The organism is Globicatella sanguinis, from assembly GCF_002847845.2.
Lineage (GTDB): Bacteria > Bacillota > Bacilli > Lactobacillales > Aerococcaceae > Globicatella > Globicatella sanguinis.
Window position 1 is genome coordinate 673,719 of sequence record NZ_CP126962.1, and the last position, 22,654, is coordinate 696,372.

The window sequence follows — 22,654 nt, forward strand, 5'->3', positions numbered from 1 at the left end:
AAGATGGAGGTGACAATACCAGATTCACAATTTTTTTAGAAATATAAAAAATAAAAGAAAACAAGGAGAAGAAAGTTGAAAAAAATATTTAATTTTGAATTTTGGCAAAAATTCGGGAAAGCCTTAATGGGCGTTATTGCTGTTATGCCAGCTGCAGGATTAATGATTAGTATTGGTGGATCACTTCCTCTAATTAATCCAGATATGCAAGCTTTGATTTCGATTGGTAGTGTGATTGAGAATATTGGTTGGGCAATTATTGGAAATTTACATATCTTATTCGCATTAGCAATCGGTGGAAGTTGGGCAAAAGATAGAGCTGGGGGTGCCTTCGCTGCCGGGCTCAGTTTTATTCTAATTAACCGAATTACAGGAGCGATTTTTGGCGTAACCAGTGAAATGTTAGCTGACCCAAATGCAATAACACAAACATTATTTGGAGCAGAAATACCAATTGATGGTTATTTTGTTAGTGTTTTAGAGGCACCAGCTTTAAATATGGGGGTTTTCGTCGGTATTATTGCAGGATTTATGGGAGCTGTTGCTTACAATAAATATTATAATTTTAGAAAACTACCCGATGCTTTATCCTTCTTTAACGGAAAAAGATTTGTACCGTTTGTTATTATCTTATGGTCTTTAATTGCTTCAATTGTATTAGCTATTGTTTGGCCATTTATTCAAAGTGGTATTAATAGTTTCGGTGTATGGATTGCGCAATCACAAGAATCAGCTCCAGTCTTAGCTCCATTCTTATTTGGTACATTAGAGCGTTTATTATTACCATTTGGTTTACACCACATGTTAACTATTCCAATTAACTACACACCTCTTGGAGGAACCTATGAAGTATTAACTGGTGCACAACAGGGTGCTATGGTATTCGGTCAAGACCCACTTTGGTTAGCATGGGTAAGAGATTTAATTAATTTAGACGCTGCTGGTGATACTGCTACGTACCAATGGTTATTAAATAACGTAGTTCCTGCTCGTTTTAAAGTCGGACAAATGATTGGATCATCAGGTATCTTAATGGGTCTATCTTATGCTATGTATAAAAATGTCGATAAAGACAAACTAAAAACACATAAATCAATGTATGTATCCGCTGCTTTAGCTGTATTTTTAACAGGTGTTACAGAACCACTTGAGTTTATGTTTATGTTCGCAGCTATGCCTTTGTATATCGTTTATGCGGTAATCCAAGGAGCAGCATTTGCGATGGCTGATATCGTAAACTTACGTGTTCACTCGTTTGGTAACATTGAATTGCTTACACGTACGCCATTAGCGATTCGTGCGGGACTAGGTATGGATTTAATTAACTTTGTTTGGGTAACCCTTCTATTCGGAATATTGACTTACTTTATTGCAAACTTCTTAATTAAGAAATTCAATTTTGCAACACCAGGACGTAATGGAAATTACGAAGGTGGAGAAGTAGCATCTGAAAATGGAGATCCTGTAGATGCTACACAACAAGTGTATGATATTATTCACTTATTAGGTGGTAAAGAAAACATTACAGATGTAGATGCTTGTATGACTCGCTTACGTGTTTCTGTTAAGGATATTGATTCTGTTGGAGACGAAAACGCTTGGAAAAAAGCAGGCGCAATGGGGCTTGTGAAGAAAGATAATGGAGTTCAAGCAGTTTATGGACCGAAAGCAGATGTCTTAAAATCTGATATTTTGGATGTATTGAGCTCTAATGCAGCTATTCCAGAACCTAAACTTGATGAAATGGATGAAAAGGAAGTAGTGGCTACAGGTTCAAAAGGACTCACAACAGTAATTTTCCCAGTAGCAAAAGGTGACGTACTTCCGATTACTGAAGTAAATGATGAAGTATTTTCTCAGAAAATGATGGGTGATGGTTATGCAGTAATCCCTTCAACAAATACAGTAGTCTCTCCAGTAGATGGTACAATTCAAACTGTCTTCCCAACCAAACATGCATTTGGTATTAAAACAGCAAGTGGAATTGAAGTGCTTATTCATTTAGGAATAGATACAGTTGAATTAAAAGGTGAAGGTTTTGAAATCTTTGTTGAAGAAGGTCAAGAAGTAATTGCTGGAGATAAAATAGCTGAAATGGACTTGGCTTCGCTTAAAAAAGCAGGAAAAGACACCACTATCATGGTTGTTTTTACGAACTTGACAGAAAATCAAAACTTTGAGTTCATTCAAACGCATGATATCTCCGCAGATACAGAGATTGGTCGAGTGAATTAAAGAAACATTGGTTAGAATGGAGACATAAATTGAACGTTTTAACACTGAATACTCATTCATGGATGGAAGAAGATCCAGAATTAAAATTAAGACAAATCGTTGATTATATCGCCAAAGAAGATTTTCAAATTATCGCTCTTCAGGAAATTAATCAAACAATGGAAGCGAAAGAAATTGTGGATGATTTATTTACCCCAGCTTCTGGAGAAATATACCCTGTTGCTATAAAGGAAGATAACTTTGCATATCTCATCGTTCAGTTGCTAAAAGAGCGTGGACTTCATTACTATTGGAGTTGGACAGCCAATCATATTGGCTATGATGTGTACGATGAAGGTGTGGCTATTTTATCCAAAACACCTTTCAGTCCAGAAAGTTTCTTAGTGTCTGAAATATCGGATTATGCGAATCACTACACCAGAAGAGTTCTAAAAGGTAATGTAAGCCTTGAAGGTAAAGAATGGGTAGTCTTTTCATGCCACTACTCTTGGTGGTTAGATCCATCAGGTGATCATTTATTCAAGTATGAATGGGATAATACGCTTCCTCATATTGAAAAAGAGAGTCAGAAGACTCATCTTTTTATGGGTGATTTCAACAATGAGGCAGATCTTAGAGACAAGGGCTATGACTATATCAAAACTACGGCTCCTCAATTAAAAGATGCTTATGTTCAGGCAGAAGAAAAGATTGGATCTGCAACCGTTTTGAGTGATATTGACGGATGGGAAGGCCATACGGATGAAAAAAGAATCGATTATATCTTTACGGATTACCCGGGAGAAGTTAAAAATTACCGAGTTGTTTTTGATGGCAAAAAAGAACCCATCGTGAGCGATCACTTTGGAGTAGCAGTCGAATTTAATTAAATATAATGAAGAAACCCGCTAGCAGAAATCTGCTAGCGGGTTTTTGAGTATCTATTAACTTCACTAATTATTAAATATCTAGCCAGGCACCTGTAAAGAAAGTAAGGATAAGTGGGATTGAAATTAAAATTGAGTTATTAATCCTGGATAATTCATCACCGATTGTAATCGTAAAATTAAAAACAATCGTTGTTTGATACTGTTCATTTAATTGCTTCATAATCTTATTTAATTGATCTTGTGATTGTTGACGTTCCTTAATGGACTTTGACTCAATGACATCGCCAATCATTGCGATATATTGCATAACCTCACCTCTTTTTGTCTGTTATAATAGACAAAATATAAATTGTCTGTTTAAATAGACAGTTTGATTATAATCGTCGGATTCGTCTCTGGCTAATAATACATTGAACCTCTCGTGATCCGTCCCTGTCTATCAATACATTGAGCCTCAAGCCATGCATTCCTATCTAACAATACATTGTGCCTCACCGCTTAATTGCCAAATCAAGTGAGACTTTAATCGATTAAATGCCTTTTAATGCAGCATACAAGGCTGTATTAGGAAGCAACTTTCTAAAATCTTCTTTTGATAATTTAATCGGGATGCCATTTTGTTCTAAAATATGTGCTCTAGGTAATTCGGATTGATGATCACGAATAAATTGAATTAAGCTCGAACTGTTGCCAATGCCCTTTGTACTATGTGGCGTAGCCCCGACGATTAAATCTGAATATTTTGTTGAATAATAACAAGTGGTAATATCAAAATGTTTCATTTCATCATAGGGAATCCATTCATAAGCATCTCTGGCTAGTCCGTATTCTTTTAAGAGCCCTGGTAAATGCTTCTCACGGAAACCTCCATCGCCACCTAATATGAGTAGTTTCGCATTATCACTAAAATAATATGTCGCTGGCTCTAAATCTAATTGATTATGCGCCAATTGGTCTTGCACTTTGGTTTCCATTAATTTTGCTTCAACTGCTAATTGATGTTGCTTCTCAATTTCAATATCAACGGTTAATTTTGATATTTTCTCATTACCAAATCCTACCTGACTAATCGGTTGATCGAGCATTTTGGCTAATTCAGCTTGCGCTTGTTCTAACTCGCTTTCTAATTCAGCAATCCGATGCGTATAGCGTTGAAACTCCTCACGCAAAATGTTACGACGAATAGTCAATCGTTGAATCTGCTCTTTAAATAAAGTATCAAAAGCCGTCGGATTCCAGACAATCGGTAAAATTTTAGTTGGAGAAATCTCACTTAAATACCGAACCGGTTGGTCACTACCAACAAATAAACTCAAGGTCTTACGCGCACGTGTCATCGCCACAAATACTAAACGACGCTCAACATCACCATCCGTTTCTTCAATCGCATCCGCAAAGATGGCGCCATCCATCTCCGCTAAAATCACATGGTCAAATGAGAGACCCTTCATGGAATGAAAACTCGAAACGACTACTGGTGTCTTCCCTGTGTCTTTACTCAGATTGGTTTGATACGCAATGCCAGCTTTACTCAATGCCTTTAATACTCGAAATTTAAAGGCCGTTGTCTTACGAAACCCGATGCAAATCCGTTCATTAGGATAATCGGATAGAATCTCTTTTATCTTTAATATAATATGTTCTAATTGGCTTTGTTCATTGCGTAATAAAAAAAGTTGTGGTCGATTACCTTCATCTTGGGTCTCCGTAATATCTTGCGAATATTCTTGACGTGAGGCTTCATTGATCACATATTCAAATTTTAAAATCGAATCGGCCGCTTCAAATATTTGCCTTGTATTTCTAAAATTGCGTTGCAGTTCTAATGGTCTAAATTTTGAACCTACCACGCCAATCCAAGTGAAACGTTTGCCATAAATGGATTGCGCCACATCGCCAATATAGACAATTTTATCTTGCGTAATTTGTTGTAAGGCACGTATCCAAGTCTTCGGCATATCTTGCACCTCATCTAAAATAAGATGCTTTACAGTGGGTGATGTGTCATTTTTTGCAATGAAAGCTAACACTAAATTACCAATATCTGAAAAATCATACTCATTGTTTTTAGCGAGTAGTGCTTGGTACTGTTCAAATAAATCAAACACATACTCTCGGTCAAGATTGCCTCGGCCACGTCCTATTCGAACTGCTTGTAAATAATCCGTACGCTTCTTCAAGCCATTGCCATAAATAAAGGCAAATTCAGCTTCCATAAACCTGACACTATAACGTTTGGTATCGAGATGACTTTCTAAAAAGGCTCTTAACTTTCGCGAAGCAAACTTCACTTTTCCACCATTTTTGCGAATAAAATCACTCAATGCACGGTGAACGGTCATCACTTTAATCTCATCCAAATAATAATCCTGACGAATATGATTGACCAAGGCGTTAGTAAAGGTAGTTAAAACAATCGGTAGACGTTCGCCATCCAGTGGGAGTGCTAATTCATCTTCCTCAGCCAAACGATTCGCAATACTAATCGCTACTAAAGTCTTGCCACTACCCGCTGGACCTTTAATCGCAGTTTCTTTATTTAATAAGGCTTGATCCACGACTTTTAATTGTTGTTGCGTTAAAGTATATACTTGTCTCCCCATCGTCAACACTCCCATCTATATAATATTAATCGCTTTCACATCTTTAATAGTAACTAATTTTAAGACTTTATTCAATGCTTTAGGAAATGATTCAAATATAATAGAGGGTGATTGCACAAAGATTCAATGGAGATTACTTAGTGAAAAACTTAAGCGTAAATAGAATTGAAGTGTGTGAAGCGTGTCATAACCAGATTATTGATGATTAAAATGTTGTGAGGAAGTTATAATGTTCAATTAATTAAACGGTTAATTTAGATGGAAAAAGTGCTCTGCCTGTCAATTTCGAATCACTTCTGCATTGTTTACACAAAAAATAAAAATTTTCGCTAAAATCGGTTCAATATGGCAATTTTTTTGTTGGAAAACTGTCCGAAAAGAACAGGTAAATTAAAGGCAAAAAGATAGTGAAGTGAGGATTAGAAAACTTGTTGGATTCACAAGGTTACAGGAAAAACCGAAGTCTCTACGAGATGCTTCGAAGAAAAGAAGGCAAAAAAATATGGGCTTATGGATTAATAAAATCCATAAACCTTTTCTAAATTAATATTTTTATTTATTTTATGACAAATCTTCACTAAGTATTTCTTCTATTGTAGGCTCAATCCCAATTTTCTTAATTTTTTGAATTAAATCTTGTGCATAAAATCTGTTAACATCATAAGCAGTATAGGCCAATAATTTTGCTGCACTTGTTCTAATGTCAAAATTAAATTTTACATTTGATGTTAGAACTTGAAACGCTAACGCTGCAAAATTATCATAACTACTCCATTTATAGCCTTTGTTTATACCTTCTCTCAATCTTTCAATAATTTTTTCTGAAAATTGTGGTTGATCTTCTATTAAATATTTTATTGCAGAAACGTAATTATAATTTTCAGCAACTTTATCACTAATCTCTTCTATACTTAATTGTAATAAATAGTCATTAGTATCATTAGAAAATTGACCTGAAGCAATGTCCATTTCAAATTTTGCTTGTTCATATTGCCGATTCTTTTTTCTCATAAAATCCTTAAATGAATCATAAAATAAAGACGCATTTTGATATCTATTCTCGGTGTTTTGAGCAGTCGCTTTATCAGTTAAATACTCAAACTCATGTTTATTATCATTCGGTGAACCTGTCATAATGTAATTAATTATTTTTCCTAAGCTAAAAACATCAGCCGGATAACTTGCATCTTTTAGACTATTCACTTGTTCAGGTGCAATATAGTAAAACTGACCAAGCCCCGATGTTTCCTTTGTATATCTCGAATACTCTGCTGAAATATCTTTTCCAAGTCCAAAGTCACCTATAACTACTTGATCATTATTTATAAATACATTATTAGGTGTTAAATCACGATGGATTACATTTCTAAGATGAACTTTTGACATTATTGCTAGTAATTCATCAATAAGATAATATTTATCATCATTGCTTTTTATATTCTTTATGTATTTTTCTAAGGTATATTCACAATGCTCCATTTCATAAAACATTTTATCAGAATCAAACCTAAATACCTTCATAATTCCAGGAATATCATTTAAAGATTTAGTAATATCGAACTCTCTTTTAAACCTATTTGAAGCTGCTTCATCATCTTTGAGGGTATGGTGCAATTTTTTAATAACTATATTCTTTTCTTTACTAAAATAAACTTTAGCGAAACCACCGTGGCCAATTTCTTCATTATCAATTATATTTTGAATTGATATTCGATTTTGGACTTTCTTGATAACTAAATCTAAAGGGTCTAATATTTCATTAAAGTTAGATAATGAATCCATAATGACAGAATCAACATTTTGTCTTGTATATCCTTCTTCAACTCTCAAAAAATTTGAACTCAGAATTCTAGCAAAAAAATTTTCGATTCCTATAATTTTAATTTTTTCAGTTACGTATAGCCATCTTGATGGAAATCCACGATCATATTTATCTTGAAAATTAAAATAATTGTTAAAGAGTTCAACTAATTCCTCCCCAGTTTTGTATTTATACGTCTTTAGTTTTCCATTACCAATGAACTCTTCAGCTATTCGTTTATAGACTCTTTCTGATATATCCAACCTGTCACCTCCTAAATTATATTTTAATTGAATATTGCCATCCCAAAGCTCCACTCGTGCCAATGTGAGCTCCGCCCTTTGCCAATTTTTGCTCCACTTGTGCCAAAAATGACTCCACCCATTGCCAATATGAGCCCCACTTAAATGAATAAACCCCTTATAATAGGCTTACATGCTGAATTCCAGCATGAATATATTATAAGGGGGTATTTTTTGTGATTAATTATCGCAGAATACTGGAATTGACGTTTTCAGGAACGAGTCAGCGAACAATTGAAAGTCTCGTCGGTAGTTCCAGACACACAATTAGGGAGGTGGTTGAAAGAGCTGAAGCTCGAGACTTAAGTTCTCTTGAAGATGAGATGACCAATCAATGGTTGGAGACCTTTCTTTTTCCAGAAAAGACGCCGGTAGCCAAAGGCTATTATCAAGAAGACTGGGAATATGTTCATAAGGAATTGGGGAAGAAGCACATGTCACTGACTTTATTACATAAGGAGTATAAGGATCGCGCTAAAGAGGATGGCTTGATGGGCTATTCCTATCGATCTTATTGTCGCTTCTACGGAGACTATGCTCGCAAGTATAAAGTCACGATGCCATTGAAACGGAAGCCTGGCGAAATATTAGAAGTAGATTGGGCGGGCGCAACTTTATCTTTAAAAGATTTAGCTGGTGGCCCTGATATTGATGTTTATCTCTTTGTGGCTTGTCTGCCATTCAGTCAGCATTTCTATGTGGAAGGCTTTCTAGATATGACTTCTCCTAGTTGGTTGACTGCTCACATTCATGCTTTTGAGTACTTCAATGGTGTCCCAGAACTCTTGTCTCCAGATAATTTGAAAACGGGGATTCAAACGCCCAACTATGCGGAGCCTAAGCTGAATGCTGCTTATCAAGATTTAGCTGATTATTACGGAACCGTTGTTGTCCCAGCACGTGTAGAAAAACCGAAAGACAAACCATCTGTTGAATCAAGTGTCGGGCTAGCGAGTCGTCAAATCATTGCCGCCTTGAGGAATGTCCAGTGTTTCTATCTTCATGAATTAAATGAGCTGATTTTTCAGAAGTTAGAAGAAATTACCACTGCCCCTTTCCAAAAGAAGCTTGGCTCAAGACAGAGCGTCTTCGAAGAAGAAGAATGGGAATATCTCACCCCGGTTAGACAACCCCGATTTCAACTAACGGACTGGAGAGTAGCTAAAGTCCAAACTAATTATCATATCCAAGTAGACAAGAACTACTACTCCGTCCCTTATGAATACGTCCAAAGTCAGGTCGAGGTACGCCTCACTCAGGACTTACTAGAAGTTTACTTCAATCAGGGGCGAATTGCATCTCATAAACGAATTCATGGTGACATAGGAATTTATAGCACGAACAAGGATCATATGCCTGACCATCATCGGCTCTATCTGGATCACACTCCCGATTCTAGCCGGAATTGGGCACAAACAATCGGTCCAGCAACCCAAGCACTGATTGATAAGATATTAGCTCAACAGGTGGAGAAGCGAGCGCTAAGAATGATCGCAGGCATTCAACGATTAAAGGAGCAACATTCGCTAGCTATAATAGAACAGACGAGTGAAATCCTACTGGACATCGCTAAGCAACCGACTTTATCGACATTTAAACAAATCATAAAGGAAGAAACGAATCGCCCCACCCATCAAGAGGCAGTTCAACAAAAACAAGATGAACAACACGGTTTTGTCCGAGGGGCAGATTACTTTGGGAGGAAAAAATAATGGTTAAACAAGAAACACTAAATAAAATGAAAGCCATGCGACTTAGCGGGATGGCTGAAGCCTATGAGCAGCAAATGAATAACCAAGACTACCAAGCCATGAGCTTTGAAGAAAGGTTAACTTTATTGATTGACCACGAATATGCCAAGAGGCAGAACAATAAGTTGAATCGGCTAATCAATCAAGCTACTTTTTCCAATCCAGAAGCTTATATTGAAAATATTCATTATCATGCCGACCGTCATTTAGATAGGGATTTAATTCAACGATTAGCGACAGGAACCTATCTAGAAAATAAACAAAATATCATCCTTATGGGAGCATCTGGCAATGGGAAGACTTGGATAGCTAATGCGTTCGGTATCCAGGCTTGTAGGCAATTCAAACGGGTCAAATATATTAGGCTACCAGAGTTGATTGATGAGCTAAAGATCGCCAAACGTGATGGAAGTGGACCCTATCGTAAAATCATAAAGAGTTACAGTAAGTATGAACTCTTAATTCTTGACGAATGGCTACTGACTCCGATTAGTCAAGAGGACTCCCTGTATTTACTAGAAGTGATAGAAGGACGATTAAATAAAACTTCTACTATCTTCTGTTCACAATTCGCTCCAGAGGGCTGGCACCAAAAAATTGAAAGTGTCCAGTTAGCAGATGCCATACTAGACCGCATCGTTCACAATGCCTACCATATCCTCATAGATGGGCAAATTTCCATGCGCGAGCGTATGGGAATACGATAAGGTGTTCCAAGCTTAAAGCCCTTTTATGGGGCTTTAAGTGCTATTAAATGAGGTGGAGCTATATTTGGCACAAGTGGAGCAAAAATTGGCAAAGGGCGGAGCTCACATTGGCACGGGTGGAGCTATTTGATGGCAATACCCATTAATTATATCAAATGCATACACATAAAACTATACAACTATTTTTGTATAATATTGTTATTATATATTTCTATCTGTTTATTCTAAAATAAGATTTAATAAATTATAGTTCAACATCATTCGTTACTAATTCTTTTTCAATTTTAAGCATATAAAAACCAATAAGCAACACAGAAAATCTATAAAATTTCCCGTGTTGCTCTTTTATAATTTAAACATTATTTAATTACATCAATTTTGCTACTCCATGATGTGGCGTACTTTTTAATAGCTTCATTTAACTTAATAATATTCTCGATTCCCTTCTCGGAAAGCCATTTTTCTGCTACTTGAAGTCCGTTCTCTGAATATTCTGAAACAGCATCTTTCCATGTTGCTCTACCACATAGCACACCATTAAAATTAGCCCCTGATTCTTTAGCTAATTTAAGAGTATCTATAAATAATTCTATTGTTACACCTGCACTTAGATAAATATATGGTAAATCTGTTGATTCATCTTGTTCTTTAAAGAAATTCATTGCCTCTTCTTTTGTAAAAACAAAGTCATTTTGACTATTAAATCCTTCAACAAAATTCATATTTACTGGAACTTCCACTTTGAGAACATCAACATTATATCTAGGATGAGAAAATACTTTCATTGCCTCGTTTACTTTTCGTGGTTTTATTTTAGCATATTCAATCCCTTTTTCATTATTAATCTTTGAATCATATGTTAATATTTCCAAAAAGAATGGTAATTCTTCCGCTAGACACTCTGATCCAATTCTTTCAATAAATGCTTGTTTAATATCATTAATTTTTTTATTTTCATCTACATCATAGTAAATTAAAAATTTAATTGCGTCAGCTCCATTCTCCTTCAAACGTTTTACTGAAAAGTCAGAAATTAAATCAGGTAATCTTCCGACTTCTGATGAATCATATCCAGTTTTTTCATAAGCTAGTAATAAGCCAGAGTCAGTATGTCTTACTTTAGATGCATCTAGCCCATACTCTGGATCTAATAAGATGGATGATGAATAAGGTGTTAAAACTTTTGAAATAATTCCCTTAAATTCACGAAGCGATTTACTAGTATCTTCTTCATTCTTATTACTTCCTAGCATCTTACTCAATGAGCCTCTTTGATCAATAGCTAAAGCAGAAATAATTTGATTACTATCAGAAACTTTTATTAATTTTTCTAATTTATTTTTCGTAATATTATGCATGTCTACTCCTTGTATAATGAACACATAGTAATTAGTGTTCTTTTTTTCTTTTTACTATATGATAATCATAGCCTTGTGGATTGGTTCTTTCTCCTATAGCTTAGACTATTTTATTAAGGCTCCAACCACATTTCTATGTTTATTTGTTTATGAGTTAGATAACGCTAGACGTTTTATCTCGTGCAAGGATACGATACATAGTTTTTGTGGATAACCACAGCCAATTTATTGTATAGGATGTGTTTTTATGTTGCTTATTGGTATCGATGTTGCTAAGGATAAGCATGATTGTTTTATTTGTGATTCTGATGGGAATGTGATTAGAGATGTCTTTACCTTTTCCAATGATAGGGAAGGCTTCAATCTTCTTTTATCTTTTATGCCAACATCTTCTGAAAATGTAAAAGTGGGGCTTGAAGCTACTGGTCATTACAGCTTAAACTTAATCAATTTTTTGATTGATAATGGCTACTCCCCAGTAGTTTTCAATCCTTTGCAAATTAATCTTTTCAGAAAAGCTCATACGCTTAGAAAGACTAAAACTGATAAAATTGATGCTAAGTTAATTGCTCTTATGCTTTCTTCCAGTGATGCTAAACCCCACTTGGATTTATCTTACCATGTTACGGAGCTTAAGTCACTGACTAGATATCGTTCTAGACTTAAAGATCAATTAGCTAGGCTCAAAATCTCGCTTGCTAGAATCATTGAGATTGTGTTTCCAGAGCTTGAGGATTGCGTTTACTCGATTAATCAAAAATCTACTATGGCTCTTCTTTATGAGTTCCCTTCAAAGGAATTAATCGCAAATGCTCATCTTACTAGGCTTACTAATCTCCTTAAAGATAATTCTAAAGGTAGATATTCTAAGGACAAGGCGTTAGAAATTAGAAATGTTGCGAGCAATTCTATTGGAACTAGTTCTGATGCAAGTAGTTTTGAGCTTGTTCAAACGATTGATATGATTAATTTCTATTCTTCTAAAATGGATGAACTAGATGCTAAGATAGAAGATATTATGATTGAATTAAACTCTCCTATTCTATCTATCCCTGGTATTTCTTACAATCTTGGTTCTATTATTTTAGCTGAGATTGTTGATATCAATCGATTTGATACTCCTGCTCAGTTACAAGCTTTTGCTGGCCTTGATCCAACCACTCATCAGTCTGGAAAATTTATCGCTACGGGTGTTTCTATGGTTAAACGTGGCTCTCCTTATCTTAGATGGGCTATCCTTAACGCTTCTAGATTAATAGCTATGAGGGATCCTTGCTTTAAAGATTATTATCAGAGAAAGAGAAAGGATGGTAAACACCACTTCGTTGCTCTTACACACGTTGCTAAAAAGCTAATCAGAGTTATATTTAAATTACTTAAAACAAACACTCAGTTTGTTCCTCAAGCTTAACTTCATTTTTTAAATTGCCTTTTATTAAGGCTTATTTGCCATGCTCATTTTTATTAAATTATCTTTTGCTATCTTTCATAAAATTCTTTTGTTTTCTACTTGACTTCATATAGTTAGTCTTATAAATTAATTAGTTCTAGTATTTTGTCAACTGAATTTGTCTCGATTATCTGCTCTCTTAATTCTTTATTCATTAATTTTTGAGATAATAGAGATAGTATTCGTAAATGTTCATTGTTTTCGCTTTTTTCTGGAACTAAAATTGCAAAGACTATTTTTACTTTACTTTGATCCATTGTCTCCCAATCATTAATTTCAGAATTATTTTTAAGTACAATTACTTTTGGGGTTGTAATATATTCTGATTGAGCATGAGGAATTGCAAATCCATCAATCATACCTGTACTTCCTAAGGTTTCTCGTTCAATAAATTTTTCTATAACTTTTTCAACATTAGTGACAACTCCAATTTGATTACAATAATTAGTTATCAAATTTAAAGCTTTATTTCGTGTATCAACTTCATTATTTAACAATACAGATTTATTATCTAATAAAGACATTTTTTCCTCCTATCTTACTCAATAACTTTTCTACTAAATCCAAGTGCTAAACCGCCGATTACTGAACCAATTAAGATGGCGATCACCCATTGTAATGGATTGGTTACAACTGGTAACACTAGAAAACCACCATGAGGTGCGGGTACTTGAACTTTCCACAAATACGTTAGAATTGCCGCAACAGATGAACCTAACATCATACATGGTAAAGCTTTAATAGGGTCTTTTGCTACAAATGGTATTGCGCCTTCTGTAATGTGAGTAGACCCAAGAATTGCATTAACATATGCTGCATTTCTCTCATCTTCTGTGAATCTATTTTTAAATATTAAAGCAGCAAAAGTGGTAATTAATGGTGGGGCAATACATGCTGCAGAAACACCAGCCATAAATGAATAGTTTCCTTGAGCTAATAATGCAGTTCCCGTGACATATGCTGCTTTATTAATCGGTCCCCCAAAATCAGAGGCACACATAATTCCTATAATAAGACCTAATATTATTGGATTAGCACCTTGAAATCCAGATAAAAATTCCATCATAAAGTTGTTTATAGATTGCATAGGTGAATTAATAATTATCATTAATACTCCTACTATTAACACACTAATCAATGGTAATAAGAAGATAGCTTTAAGTCCATCAAATTGTTTTGGAAGAGATTTAAGCATTTTTTCTAACCACAATACTATGTATCCTGCAAGAAAACCACCTATAATACCACCCAAGAATCCTGATCCACCTTGTGAAGCTATCATACCAGCAACGAATCCTGATACAATGGCCGGTCTTTTCCCAATACTTTGTGCAATATAGGCACATAATATTGGGGTCATTAAGCCCATTGCTGTACCACCAACATTGTTAATCGTAGCAGCAATTTTATTAAATTGTTCATGTTCTGGATTTGATGAGAATATGCCCCATAAAAATGATATAGCGATTAAGACACCACCACTTACGACAAATGGAAGCATATGAGATACACCATTCATCAAATGCTTATAAATTTGTCTCCCGAATGATGGATTTTCATAATTATTTTTGGTGTTTGGGATGTTTTTTTCAATAATATTATTATTAGGATATTTTACTATACCTTTTCCTTCTAAGGCTTCCTCAATTAATTTTGGTGCATTTTTAATACCTTGAGAAACTGAAACATCAATAATTCTTTTTCCAACAAATCTTTCATCATTGACATCTTTATCTGAAGCTATAATAACTGCGTCTGCATTTTCAATTTCCTCGACTGTTAACTCATTTTCTATTCCTATTTGTCCATGAGTTTCAACTTTAATTGAAACATTTTTTGCTTTTGCAGCATCTTCTAAAGCCGCTTTAGCCATAAAAGTATGAGCTATTCCTGTTGGACAACCTGTAGCAGCAATAATTTTATATTTTACCATTAATTTTCCTCCTCATTTTTTGTTACATTTACTTGCTTGATTAATTCATCAATATCTTTAAAATCAGTTAAGCCATCACTGAATGCTGTAGAGCTCCCCGCAGTCACTGCTAATTTTAAAGATTCTTCTTCACTCTCACCAATTATACGATGAGAAAGATAAGTACCTAATAATGCATCTCCAGACATTGCAGTATTTATTACTTTCCCCTTTGGTGCATTACATGCAATAATTTTCTCTTTACTAATTAACATTGCCCCCTCACTTCCCATAGATAAAAGTATATTTTGAGCTCCTTTTTCTAATAGTTTTTTTGATAATTCAATATATTGCTCTTGATTTTCGGCTACTTCATTAAACCAATTACATAATTCAATTTCATTCGGTTTAATTAAAAATGGTTCATATTTACATAACTCTGGAACAAAATTAGATGAATTATCAATAATAATCTCAGCACCTTTTTCTTTTACTAACTTACAAAGTTTTTCAATAAAATCTTTATTGATTCCATTAGGAAAACTGCCATTAATACTTAAAAAATCTCCATTTTTTAAGTTGCTTTTAAAATAATTTAAAATATCTAACTTAGCTTTCTCATCAACGTGAGGTCCACTATTAACTTGTGTATATTCGTTATTTTCATCTAATACTTGGGTAAAAATGTTAATTCTAGTTATACCATCAATAGATGGTAAGAAAGTTTCAATATTATTTTTTTTCATTTCATCTTCTATAAAATCTCCTGTAAAACCGGCTTTAAACCCAGTTACAACAGAGTCTATTTGAAAATGTTTTAATACTCTTGAAACATTCACTCCTTTCCCATTCGCTGAATACTTGGAATAATTAGTTCTATTAACTTGATTGGGTTTTAAATGCTCTGTTTCTATGAACATATCAATTGCTAGATTCGCAGTAAAAGTATAAATCATTTAACCACTCCCTTCTCTTTTATTATCTCACTCTAAAGCTTGTAAATGTTTTCTTTTTAATACTATAATAGACATAAAATATGTAAAATTTTTCGAGGTGATGACATGAAGTTAACTGAAAGTGAAAAATATTTAATTAGATTTATTGAAAACCATTCAAGTAAAATATCGGAGTTATCTATCACAGAACTTAGTGATTTAGCAAATGTTTCAACAGCTACAATTGTACGTGCTGTAAAAAAACTAGGTTTTAAAGGTTTTACTGATTACAAGCTTTCTTTAAAGGATAATATTAAAGATTCAACATTTTTAGATTTGCTAAACGACGGACAAGAAATCAAAAATATCATTACAAAAAATCAACAAGAAGTCATTAATACCATCCAGAATTTAAATATAGAGTTGATTGATGATACTCTTCAATATATAAATAGCGCTGAAGTCATTTATTTATATGCTAGAGGACTTTCCGAGCAAATTGGTTCCGAAATGGAAATGAAATTTCATCTTTTAAATAAACGAGCGGAATTGTACACAGATCCAAACATTATCAGATTAATTAGTCATAGAGCAAATAATAAAGATATCTGTATCATTATTTCTTTAAGTGGAGAAACTCAAGAACTAATCGATGCTGCCAGAACTCTACATGATAGGGATACTACAATTATTTTAATATCCGCTAACAGTAGTAGCCCACTACGTGAATTATCAGATATTAGTTTATTAGGATATAAATCAAAAACTTCGAATTTTCCAGAATATGAAGTACGATCAAGACTTCCTCTTCATATTATTAGTAGAATAATCTTAGATGCCTATGCAAATAGATATTCAAAAAAATAATAAAGCACCTCACATGAGAAGCTTTAATTTTATGGAAACAAGACTAAATAGACATCCAAATAATGCTCAGTTAAAAAAGCGTCAATGGCCTCGACTGCGACCTGATATGCTGTTTCTTTGGGATAACCATAAATCCCACTTGAAATTAACGGAAAAGCAATTGAATTTAGTTGATGATCAACTGCCACTTGTAATGAAGCTGTATAGGTTTGAGCTAATAAACGCTTGGCTTCTTCTGGCGTGTACTGGCTATAAATAGGCCCAACCGCATGAATCACGTGCTTAGCTGGTAAATTAAAACCCGGCGTCATCACAGCCTCACCTGTTTTAATTGGTGATAAAGGACGACAAACTTCTGTCATCGCATCATACCCTGCCCCTTTAAAGATCGCACCACAAACCCCACCACCCGCTAAGAGTTCGGTATTAGCTGCATTAACAATGGCATCAACTGATAATTGAGTAATGTCTTGATGAATGATTGAGAATGACATGAGAGACCTCCTGATAGATATTATTTTAAAAAAAGTATTTCATCCTAAACTACGTATTTAATATTAGTCTAGTGGTAATAAGTCAAGAGAAAAATAAATTATTTTAGACTCGGCTTTTGATTATTTAGGTGTTTAAGGGCGCACTAAATAAACACTCGTGAAATCGCGTTTTTTCACGAACTTTATTAACTGTTTCTTTTATTTTGTTCGTCTTTTATCTATGCAACACCTCCGGTGGCGTATAGAGTTGGTGATTGCGTAGTAGCACATCCACCAGACGCACTAATTTTCTTGCGGTTAAGACGAGGGCACGTTTGTGCTGATGTTTAGGTACTTCCTGGAATTTCTTATGATAGAACTGGGCATATTCAGGTAAATAGCGTTTAACAGAGTTGGCAGCTTCAACTAGGTAATAACGCAAGAACCGATTGCCCCGATGAATCATCGGTGTGTTTTGTGACGATCGTTTTCCCGACTGATTTTCCTTCCAGGATAAGCCGGCGTACTTGGCAATTTTTGCTTGAGAATCAAAGCGTTCAATCTGTCCGATTTCGGCGATGATTCCAGCGGCATAGACCGGACCAATACCAGGAATAGAAGTTAAGCACTGATATTCTGGTAGGATTTGAACAATATCTTCAATCCCTTTGTCGAGATCTTTGATTGCTTTTTCAAGCGAGCGAATCTCACGGACTAAGACAGCCAGCACGATATCAATGGATTGGGCATGGACCTTAGAGAGACGATAACTCGATCGAATGGCTTTTTGGATTGTTTTAGCTAAGTCTTCGGGTGCTTTGAAGCGTCCCCGTCCTAGCTTTTGAATCAATTGGCCAAATTCTTCTAAAGGCATATTAGCCAGGTCATCTAGAGAATAGTCTTCTGTCATGAGTGAAATGACGGTAGCACTGAGGGCAGTCGTGGAATGCCCATCTTCTTTAAGATTCATCGAAAGCGTATTACACTTATAGTAAAGATTTTCTAGGAAGTGTTGCTTGACTGTAGTAAGTTGCTTGATTAATTGATAGCGAGACCGTGTAAGGTGCTGTAAGGCGATGTATTGGTCTTCCTTTAAGAAAGAGAGATTAAACCTTTGGATACGCAAGTAATCAGCAATATAGAAAGCATCTAAAGCATCGTTTTTATTTTCGGAGAAAACTTCACGATATTTCTTGATTTTGCTTGGTTCTTCAATTGTGACCACTACATTTAGCTCACTCAGCTCTGGGTCTTCTTTGAAGAAGTAACCGGGATGAAAGCTATAAGCTGATGTGGATTCCATGCCGATGACGATTCGATCAAAGTGATAGTCCTGATAGGCTTGAAGAATCCATTCTTTCAGTTCAGTGGCACCGTCGTGATCATTTCTAAAAGAACGTTCTAACAAAACAGAAAATTGTTCATCATCCGTTAAACAACAGACGTCTAGCTTAGCTAGACTAACATCTAAACCGACATATAAGTTCATGTGAGGGACCTCCTTTCGATTATATTTGGAAATTGCTTGGTTACTGTGGGATATCCCAGGATACCATTGCCTATAACAGCCTCGCTTAATAGAATACTTATCACGCTGATTCAAGCTGCCACTCGCCTACTAGCGGGTGTGAACCAGGGTGGAAACAGCTAGTGTGTTGGTTGTGACATCAATGGTCCGGGTTACAGACTTAAGAAGTAGACAAAGCCACAGAGGTGAATAGCATATTCCCGTAAGTCCCTTTCCAAGACTTATTATCCTACAACATCTCACAGTAACCAAGCAATATGAAGGGACAATTAAACATTTTATGAATTGAAATGAGGCTTAGCTAGCGCGCTTCGCTTGCTTGCCATTGTCATCCTGTTCGATTTCTTCGAAATCGTCCAGTCTGACAACGGGTAAAGCCCTTATCCATGACATAATGTTCGGTAAATCAAGAGAAACAGAGACGATCAGAAGGGTGTGAAATGACCTTCTAAATATATATTACGAGAGGTGAAAAAAATGAATGTAAAAACTTTAAAAACTATTAGATTAAAACGTGGTCTAAAGCAAGAGGATATTGCAAAAAAATTAGGTGTCACAAAATCTGCTTATGGAAGATGGGAAAGAGGTGAATGTAATCCAAGATGTGACAAATTAAAAAAATTAGCGCAAATTTTGGGAGTAAGTATTGATAGCTTAATAATATTTTTTAATTGAAAAATAAATAAGATTGATTTTTTAGTGCTTTAGGTTAAAACTGAGGAACATATAAATTTAAATGTTCCTCAGTCATCAATAAAAGATATTTATTTCAACTATTATATTGGTAATGTGTTATTTCGTATATCATTCTAAAAATAAGTTTTAATCTTTATGTTCTATAACATAAAATTTTATTATATAGATAAACTATAATTTTCAATAAAACCTCTCGTTTAATTAATCAATAACTTAATTTCTGATCTTAAATTTAAAATTTCTGTTCTAATTTTATTGATGTTTTCCTTTGATTGTACAATTTCTTTAACAATATTTTGTTGTAAACCTAAATCAATATCAGGAATGGGAAATTCATTTATAATATTTGGAAATATATTTGTATTATTTCCTAAACCCTTTTTATGAATTTCAATTAAATATTGAAAATAGAAACTTCTCATATAATAATAACAAAATTCTGGGAGATATTTCTTTTTATCAAATTTTAGTCTAATTAAAAAATCACTAAAGATTGCATTAATTTCTTTATCGACTAATGCAACTTTACCTATGCCACCTTCACCAGCATAGCGTAAAATATCTTGTGTAACCTCGGAGTCTCCCTGGAAAAAGAGACCTCTTTTTTGTAAGATTGTAATAACAACAAAACAATCACAAACAGGAGGTCCCTCATGAAAGATTTTAACACAAAATTAATCACAGCACTAGCACAAGGTGAATCGGTTCATGAAATATTTCGTCAAGCTTTAGAAGAAGCTATTAACCTACTCCTTGAAAGCGAAAGAACGGTTTTTCTTAATTATGAGAAATGGGAAGTGAAAGGCTACAATACCGGCAATTCAAGAAATGGTTATTATTCCAGAACATTAACGACAGAATACGGTAAGCTACAGCTCAAAATACCAAGAGATCGATTAGGTCTGTTTGATATTAAAACGATTCAATGTCTTCAACAAGCCCCTAATCACTTAGAAGAGATGATCATTTTAATGTATCAAAAAGGTGTGACAACACGCGATATCTCAGACCTCATTGAAAAAATGTATGGTCACCACTATTCGCCAACGACTATCTCTCATCTTTCTAAAACATTTGAAGAAGAATTAGCTGCTTACCGACAACGCCCTATTAAGCAAGACTATGTTTGTCTATATTGCGATGCCACCTTTATCCCGGTAAGACGTGGGAGTGTGTCTAAAGAAGCTGTCCATACCATTATTGGAATTGATGCTCAAGGCTATAAAGAAATACTCGATTTTCAAGTCTATCCGACAGAGTCCTCCTTGCACTATCGTGAAATGCTACAAGACCTAAAACAAAGAGGGCTCGAAAATGTGTTTCTCTTTGTGTCAGACGAATTAACAGGCTTAGCGGAAGCGTTAACCAATGAGTTTCCAATGGCCCTTCATCAAACCTGTTGGACTCATCTGCTGAGACATTTCGCCATGAAAGTACGGGTGAAAGATCGTCAAGAAGTATTAGAAGGGCTAAAAAAAGTCCCTAAAGCTGGTAGTATCGTAGAAGCCACGCGCTTACTTAATGAATTTATTCAGACTTGGAAAGGGACTTATCCAAAATTGGTAGAACAATTAAGACGAAAAAAGAACCTTTTCTCGTTCATGCATTTTCCCAAAGAGATATGGCCATCACTTTATACAAACAATCTATCCGAGGCCTTTAATAAGCAATTGAAGAAGCGAACGAAAATTAAAGAACAATTTCCACATGAGGCGTCCCTAGAAAAGACAGTCTATTGTTATGTCATAGAATATAATGCCAAGTTCGCAAATCGTATTCATAAAGGCTTTGGGAAGGTTGCATTTGAACTTCAACTGCTGATAGATCTCAAAAGGCCGGTTAATGAATTCAACTTAAGAAGAGAAACAGAAAAATCCTCAAGTATCATGTGAGGCTTAACTAGCGCCCTTCGGTTGCTGGCCTTGCCTTTTAGATGAATTATCTTATTGAGAGGAAGTACAAGTTCACTGGTCGTTATGATAATTCATCTAAAAGGCAAGGTGAAATTCAATAAATAGTTATTAATTATATTACAATCTTAATATGCAGGTTACACAAAATATTTGACACTACCTTCACCAGATCTCATAAGTAATATATCCCCGATTTCAACTTTAGTAGGAATTTCAAACTTAGATCCTTTAGGCTTTTTAGAAGAATTATTTTTTTCAAATGTTTCTGTTACAAATTTTAAGTTGGAATAATCAATTTTCCACTCACTCATATCCCCCATTGTTATATAGTAACAATCTGAATCTTCCGCATAATCTTTTGGTGATATTCCTTTTCCTGTCATAATAGGTGATATAACAGAATCTTTAATTTTATTTGAATTTAAGTTTAATAATTTTAGTGCATATACACCAGATGTTCTATGGAATTTTGAACTAAATCTTAAATCTACATTATTCCCAAATTTTGAAAAATTATTATATTTAACCTTTTCTTTCATTAAAGATTCTAATTCAGTTTTCTTCCAATCAAAATATTTTTCAAATACATCATCAATATAGGCCGTTGAACTATTTTCTTCATTTAATCTTACTTCCAATATGCGGATTTTATTATGTAAATTTAATACCTTTTCTTCAATATATTTATCTTTTTTTAATAAGTTTTCAATCTTATTCTTTTCAAACATTATATTTGATAAATCATTAGAATTCAACGTTGGATAACCTTTTCCTATTCGAGAAACAGAATTAATATTTTCAGTCCCATTCATAAGTAGAAAATAATAACTAAGAATTGGAAAAAACTTAGGTTTTATTTGTATAAAGGCCTTAGTAAAATAAGATAAATTGGTTTTATCAACATAAACAAATTTTTTGAGATATGGTCTGACTTTTGGAATCAATATTGTATTTTCTAGTGGGCGCTGAATATCATTTTTTTTAATTTTTTTTATTAGATTATTATTAGCATCGAAATCAGATAAATCAACCATTTTTGAGTTTGTAAAACCAAATTCAGAAACATTACCTATCTCAGAATATTGAATAACATCTGGTAACTCACTCAATTCAATTTTAGTAGGCTCAATAAGCTCGAAAAGATCTGAAAATTTAACAAATTCTGCTTCATTTCGACTATATTGATATGAACTATCAAATCTAAAAGTCTTTTCTTTGGAAATATTCGAAATTAATCTATTAAATACTTTCATT

The 22,654-nt window shown here is 34.3% G+C and carries 18 protein-coding genes; 8 read left to right on the forward strand and 10 right to left on the reverse strand.

All coding sequences use genetic code 11. The features are described from left to right. Positions 1–75 precede the first annotated feature (75 nt). A complete protein-coding gene (locus CYJ72_RS02850; protein ID WP_284630335.1) occupies positions 76–2,235 on the forward strand; it encodes a PTS transporter subunit IIBC in 2,160 nt (719 codons plus the stop codon). 29 nt (positions 2,236–2,264) lie between these two features. After that, positions 2,265–3,104, forward strand: coding sequence for an endonuclease/exonuclease/phosphatase family protein (locus tag CYJ72_RS02855; RefSeq protein ID WP_284630336.1), 840 nt, complete (start codon positions 2,265–2,267; stop codon positions 3,102–3,104). 70 nt (positions 3,105–3,174) lie between these two features. Here CYJ72_RS02855 and CYJ72_RS02860 read toward each other — a convergent pair whose 3' ends face one another. The 3 genes from CYJ72_RS02860 to CYJ72_RS02870 all read right to left on the reverse strand — a co-directional run bounded on the left by CYJ72_RS02860 (position 3,175) and on the right by CYJ72_RS02870 (position 7,771). After that, positions 3,175–3,411, reverse strand: coding sequence for a SatD family protein (locus CYJ72_RS02860; protein ID WP_066124303.1), 237 nt, complete (start codon positions 3,409–3,411; stop codon positions 3,175–3,177). A gap of 223 nt (positions 3,412–3,634) precedes the next feature. Further along, positions 3,635–5,707 carry a UvrD-helicase domain-containing protein gene (locus CYJ72_RS02865; RefSeq protein ID WP_284630339.1) on the reverse strand — a complete coding sequence of 691 codons (2,073 nt, stop codon included), beginning with the start codon at positions 5,705–5,707 and terminating at the stop codon, positions 3,635–3,637. Positions 5,708–6,268: 561 nt separating this feature from the next. Beyond that, positions 6,269–7,771, reverse strand: a complete 1,503-nt coding sequence (locus tag CYJ72_RS02870) for a protein kinase domain-containing protein (protein WP_284630341.1) — start codon at positions 7,769–7,771, stop codon at positions 6,269–6,271. 215 nt (positions 7,772–7,986) lie between these two features. On the opposite strand from CYJ72_RS02870, the gene istA reads away from it, so the two are divergent. Together istA and istB are read left to right on the forward strand one after the other, a co-directional pair. Beyond that, positions 7,987–9,522 carry an IS21 family transposase gene (gene istA, locus CYJ72_RS02875; RefSeq protein ID WP_066125521.1) on the forward strand — a complete coding sequence of 512 codons (1,536 nt, stop codon included), beginning with the start codon at positions 7,987–7,989 and terminating at the stop codon, positions 9,520–9,522. Further along, positions 9,522–10,268, forward strand: coding sequence for an IS21-like element helper ATPase IstB (gene istB / locus CYJ72_RS02880; RefSeq protein WP_066125522.1), 747 nt, complete (start codon positions 9,522–9,524; stop codon positions 10,266–10,268). The genes istA and istB overlap by 1 nt, the downstream gene beginning before the upstream one ends. Positions 10,269–10,627: 359 nt before the next feature. Here the strand turns inward: istB and lacD are convergent, their stop codons facing one another. Next, the gene (gene lacD / locus CYJ72_RS02885; protein WP_284630343.1) at positions 10,628–11,626 is read right to left on the reverse strand and encodes a tagatose-bisphosphate aldolase; all 999 of its coding nucleotides are present in this window, start codon (positions 11,624–11,626) and stop codon (positions 10,628–10,630) included. 247 nt (positions 11,627–11,873) lie between these two features. Between lacD and CYJ72_RS02890 the strand changes: the two genes are divergently transcribed. Continuing rightward, the gene (locus CYJ72_RS02890) at positions 11,874–13,037 is read left to right on the forward strand and encodes an IS110 family RNA-guided transposase (RefSeq protein ID WP_284630345.1); all 1,164 of its coding nucleotides are present in this window, start codon (positions 11,874–11,876) and stop codon (positions 13,035–13,037) included. Between the two features lie 119 nt (positions 13,038–13,156). Here CYJ72_RS02890 and CYJ72_RS02895 read toward each other — a convergent pair whose 3' ends face one another. The 3 genes from CYJ72_RS02895 to pfkB are packed head-to-tail and all read right to left on the reverse strand — an operon-like array spanning position 13,157 to position 15,944. Beyond that, entirely contained in the window at positions 13,157–13,600 is a 444-nt protein-coding gene (locus CYJ72_RS02895; protein WP_284630347.1) for a PTS sugar transporter subunit IIA, read from the reverse strand. A gap of 14 nt (positions 13,601–13,614) precedes the next feature. Further along, positions 13,615–15,009, reverse strand: a complete 1,395-nt coding sequence (locus CYJ72_RS02900; protein WP_284630348.1) for a PTS fructose transporter subunit IIC — start codon at positions 15,007–15,009, stop codon at positions 13,615–13,617. Continuing rightward, entirely contained in the window at positions 15,009–15,944 is a 936-nt protein-coding gene (gene pfkB / locus CYJ72_RS02905; protein ID WP_284630350.1) for a 1-phosphofructokinase, read from the reverse strand. The genes CYJ72_RS02900 and pfkB overlap by 1 nt, the downstream gene beginning before the upstream one ends. A 105-nt stretch (positions 15,945–16,049) precedes the next feature. Here pfkB and CYJ72_RS02910 point away from each other — a divergent pair, with 105 nt between their 5' ends. Further along, a complete protein-coding gene (locus CYJ72_RS02910; RefSeq protein ID WP_284630352.1) occupies positions 16,050–16,790 on the forward strand; it encodes a MurR/RpiR family transcriptional regulator in 741 nt (246 codons plus the stop codon). A 29-nt stretch (positions 16,791–16,819) separates the two neighbouring features. On the opposite strand, the gene CYJ72_RS02915 is transcribed toward CYJ72_RS02910, so the two are convergent. Together CYJ72_RS02915 and CYJ72_RS02920 are read right to left on the reverse strand one after the other, a co-directional pair. Next, on the reverse strand, positions 16,820–17,284 hold the full coding sequence (locus CYJ72_RS02915) for a macro domain-containing protein (protein WP_284630353.1): 465 nt from the start codon (positions 17,282–17,284) through the stop codon (positions 16,820–16,822). A gap of 214 nt (positions 17,285–17,498) precedes the next feature. After that, positions 17,499–18,752, reverse strand: a complete 1,254-nt coding sequence (locus CYJ72_RS02920) for an IS110 family RNA-guided transposase (protein ID WP_101814127.1) — start codon at positions 18,750–18,752, stop codon at positions 17,499–17,501. A 516-nt stretch (positions 18,753–19,268) separates the two neighbouring features. On the opposite strand from CYJ72_RS02920, the gene CYJ72_RS02925 reads away from it, so the two are divergent. Both CYJ72_RS02925 and CYJ72_RS02930 read left to right on the forward strand, forming a co-directional pair. Beyond that, positions 19,269–19,466 carry a helix-turn-helix domain-containing protein gene (locus CYJ72_RS02925; RefSeq protein ID WP_284630354.1) on the forward strand — a complete coding sequence of 66 codons (198 nt, stop codon included), beginning with the start codon at positions 19,269–19,271 and terminating at the stop codon, positions 19,464–19,466. A 674-nt stretch (positions 19,467–20,140) separates the two neighbouring features. After that, a complete protein-coding gene (locus tag CYJ72_RS02930) occupies positions 20,141–21,379 on the forward strand; it encodes an IS256 family transposase (RefSeq protein WP_066127251.1) in 1,239 nt (412 codons plus the stop codon). Positions 21,380–21,537: 158 nt separating this feature from the next. On the opposite strand, the gene CYJ72_RS02935 is transcribed toward CYJ72_RS02930, so the two are convergent. Then, complete coding sequence (locus CYJ72_RS02935; protein WP_284630356.1) at positions 21,538–22,653, reverse strand: restriction endonuclease subunit S domain-containing protein; 1,116 nt, start codon at positions 22,651–22,653, stop codon at positions 21,538–21,540. Position 22,654 lies beyond the last annotated feature (1 nt).

Bases quoted from the DNA above. Each gene is read 5' to 3' on its own strand.
- CYJ72_RS02860 (WP_066124303.1), bottom strand. From the start codon at position 3,411: ATGCAATATATCGCAATGATTGGCGATGTCATTGAGTCAAAGTCCATT.
- CYJ72_RS02865 (WP_284630339.1), bottom strand. From the start codon at position 5,707: ATGGGGAGACAAGTATATACTTTAACGCAACAACAATTAAAAGTCGTG.
- istB (WP_066125522.1), top strand. From the start codon at position 9,522: ATGGTTAAACAAGAAACACTAAATAAAATGAAAGCCATGCGACTTAGC.
- lacD (WP_284630343.1), bottom strand. From the start codon at position 11,626: ATGCATAATATTACGAAAAATAAATTAGAAAAATTAATAAAAGTTTCT.
- CYJ72_RS02890 (WP_284630345.1), top strand. From the start codon at position 11,874: ATGTTGCTTATTGGTATCGATGTTGCTAAGGATAAGCATGATTGTTTT.
- CYJ72_RS02895 (WP_284630347.1), bottom strand. From the start codon at position 13,600: ATGTCTTTATTAGATAATAAATCTGTATTGTTAAATAATGAAGTTGAT.
- CYJ72_RS02900 (WP_284630348.1), bottom strand. From the start codon at position 15,009: ATGGTAAAATATAAAATTATTGCTGCTACAGGTTGTCCAACAGGAATA.
- pfkB (WP_284630350.1), bottom strand. From the start codon at position 15,944: ATGATTTATACTTTTACTGCGAATCTAGCAATTGATATGTTCATAGAA.
- CYJ72_RS02910 (WP_284630352.1), top strand. From the start codon at position 16,050: ATGAAGTTAACTGAAAGTGAAAAATATTTAATTAGATTTATTGAAAAC.
- CYJ72_RS02915 (WP_284630353.1), bottom strand. From the start codon at position 17,284: ATGTCATTCTCAATCATTCATCAAGACATTACTCAATTATCAGTTGAT.
- CYJ72_RS02920 (WP_101814127.1), bottom strand. From the start codon at position 18,752: ATGAACTTATATGTCGGTTTAGATGTTAGTCTAGCTAAGCTAGACGTC.
- CYJ72_RS02925 (WP_284630354.1), top strand. From the start codon at position 19,269: ATGAATGTAAAAACTTTAAAAACTATTAGATTAAAACGTGGTCTAAAG.
- CYJ72_RS02930 (WP_066127251.1), top strand. From the start codon at position 20,141: ATGAAAGATTTTAACACAAAATTAATCACAGCACTAGCACAAGGTGAA.
- CYJ72_RS02935 (WP_284630356.1), bottom strand. From the start codon at position 22,653: ATGAAAGTATTTAATAGATTAATTTCGAATATTTCCAAAGAAAAGACT.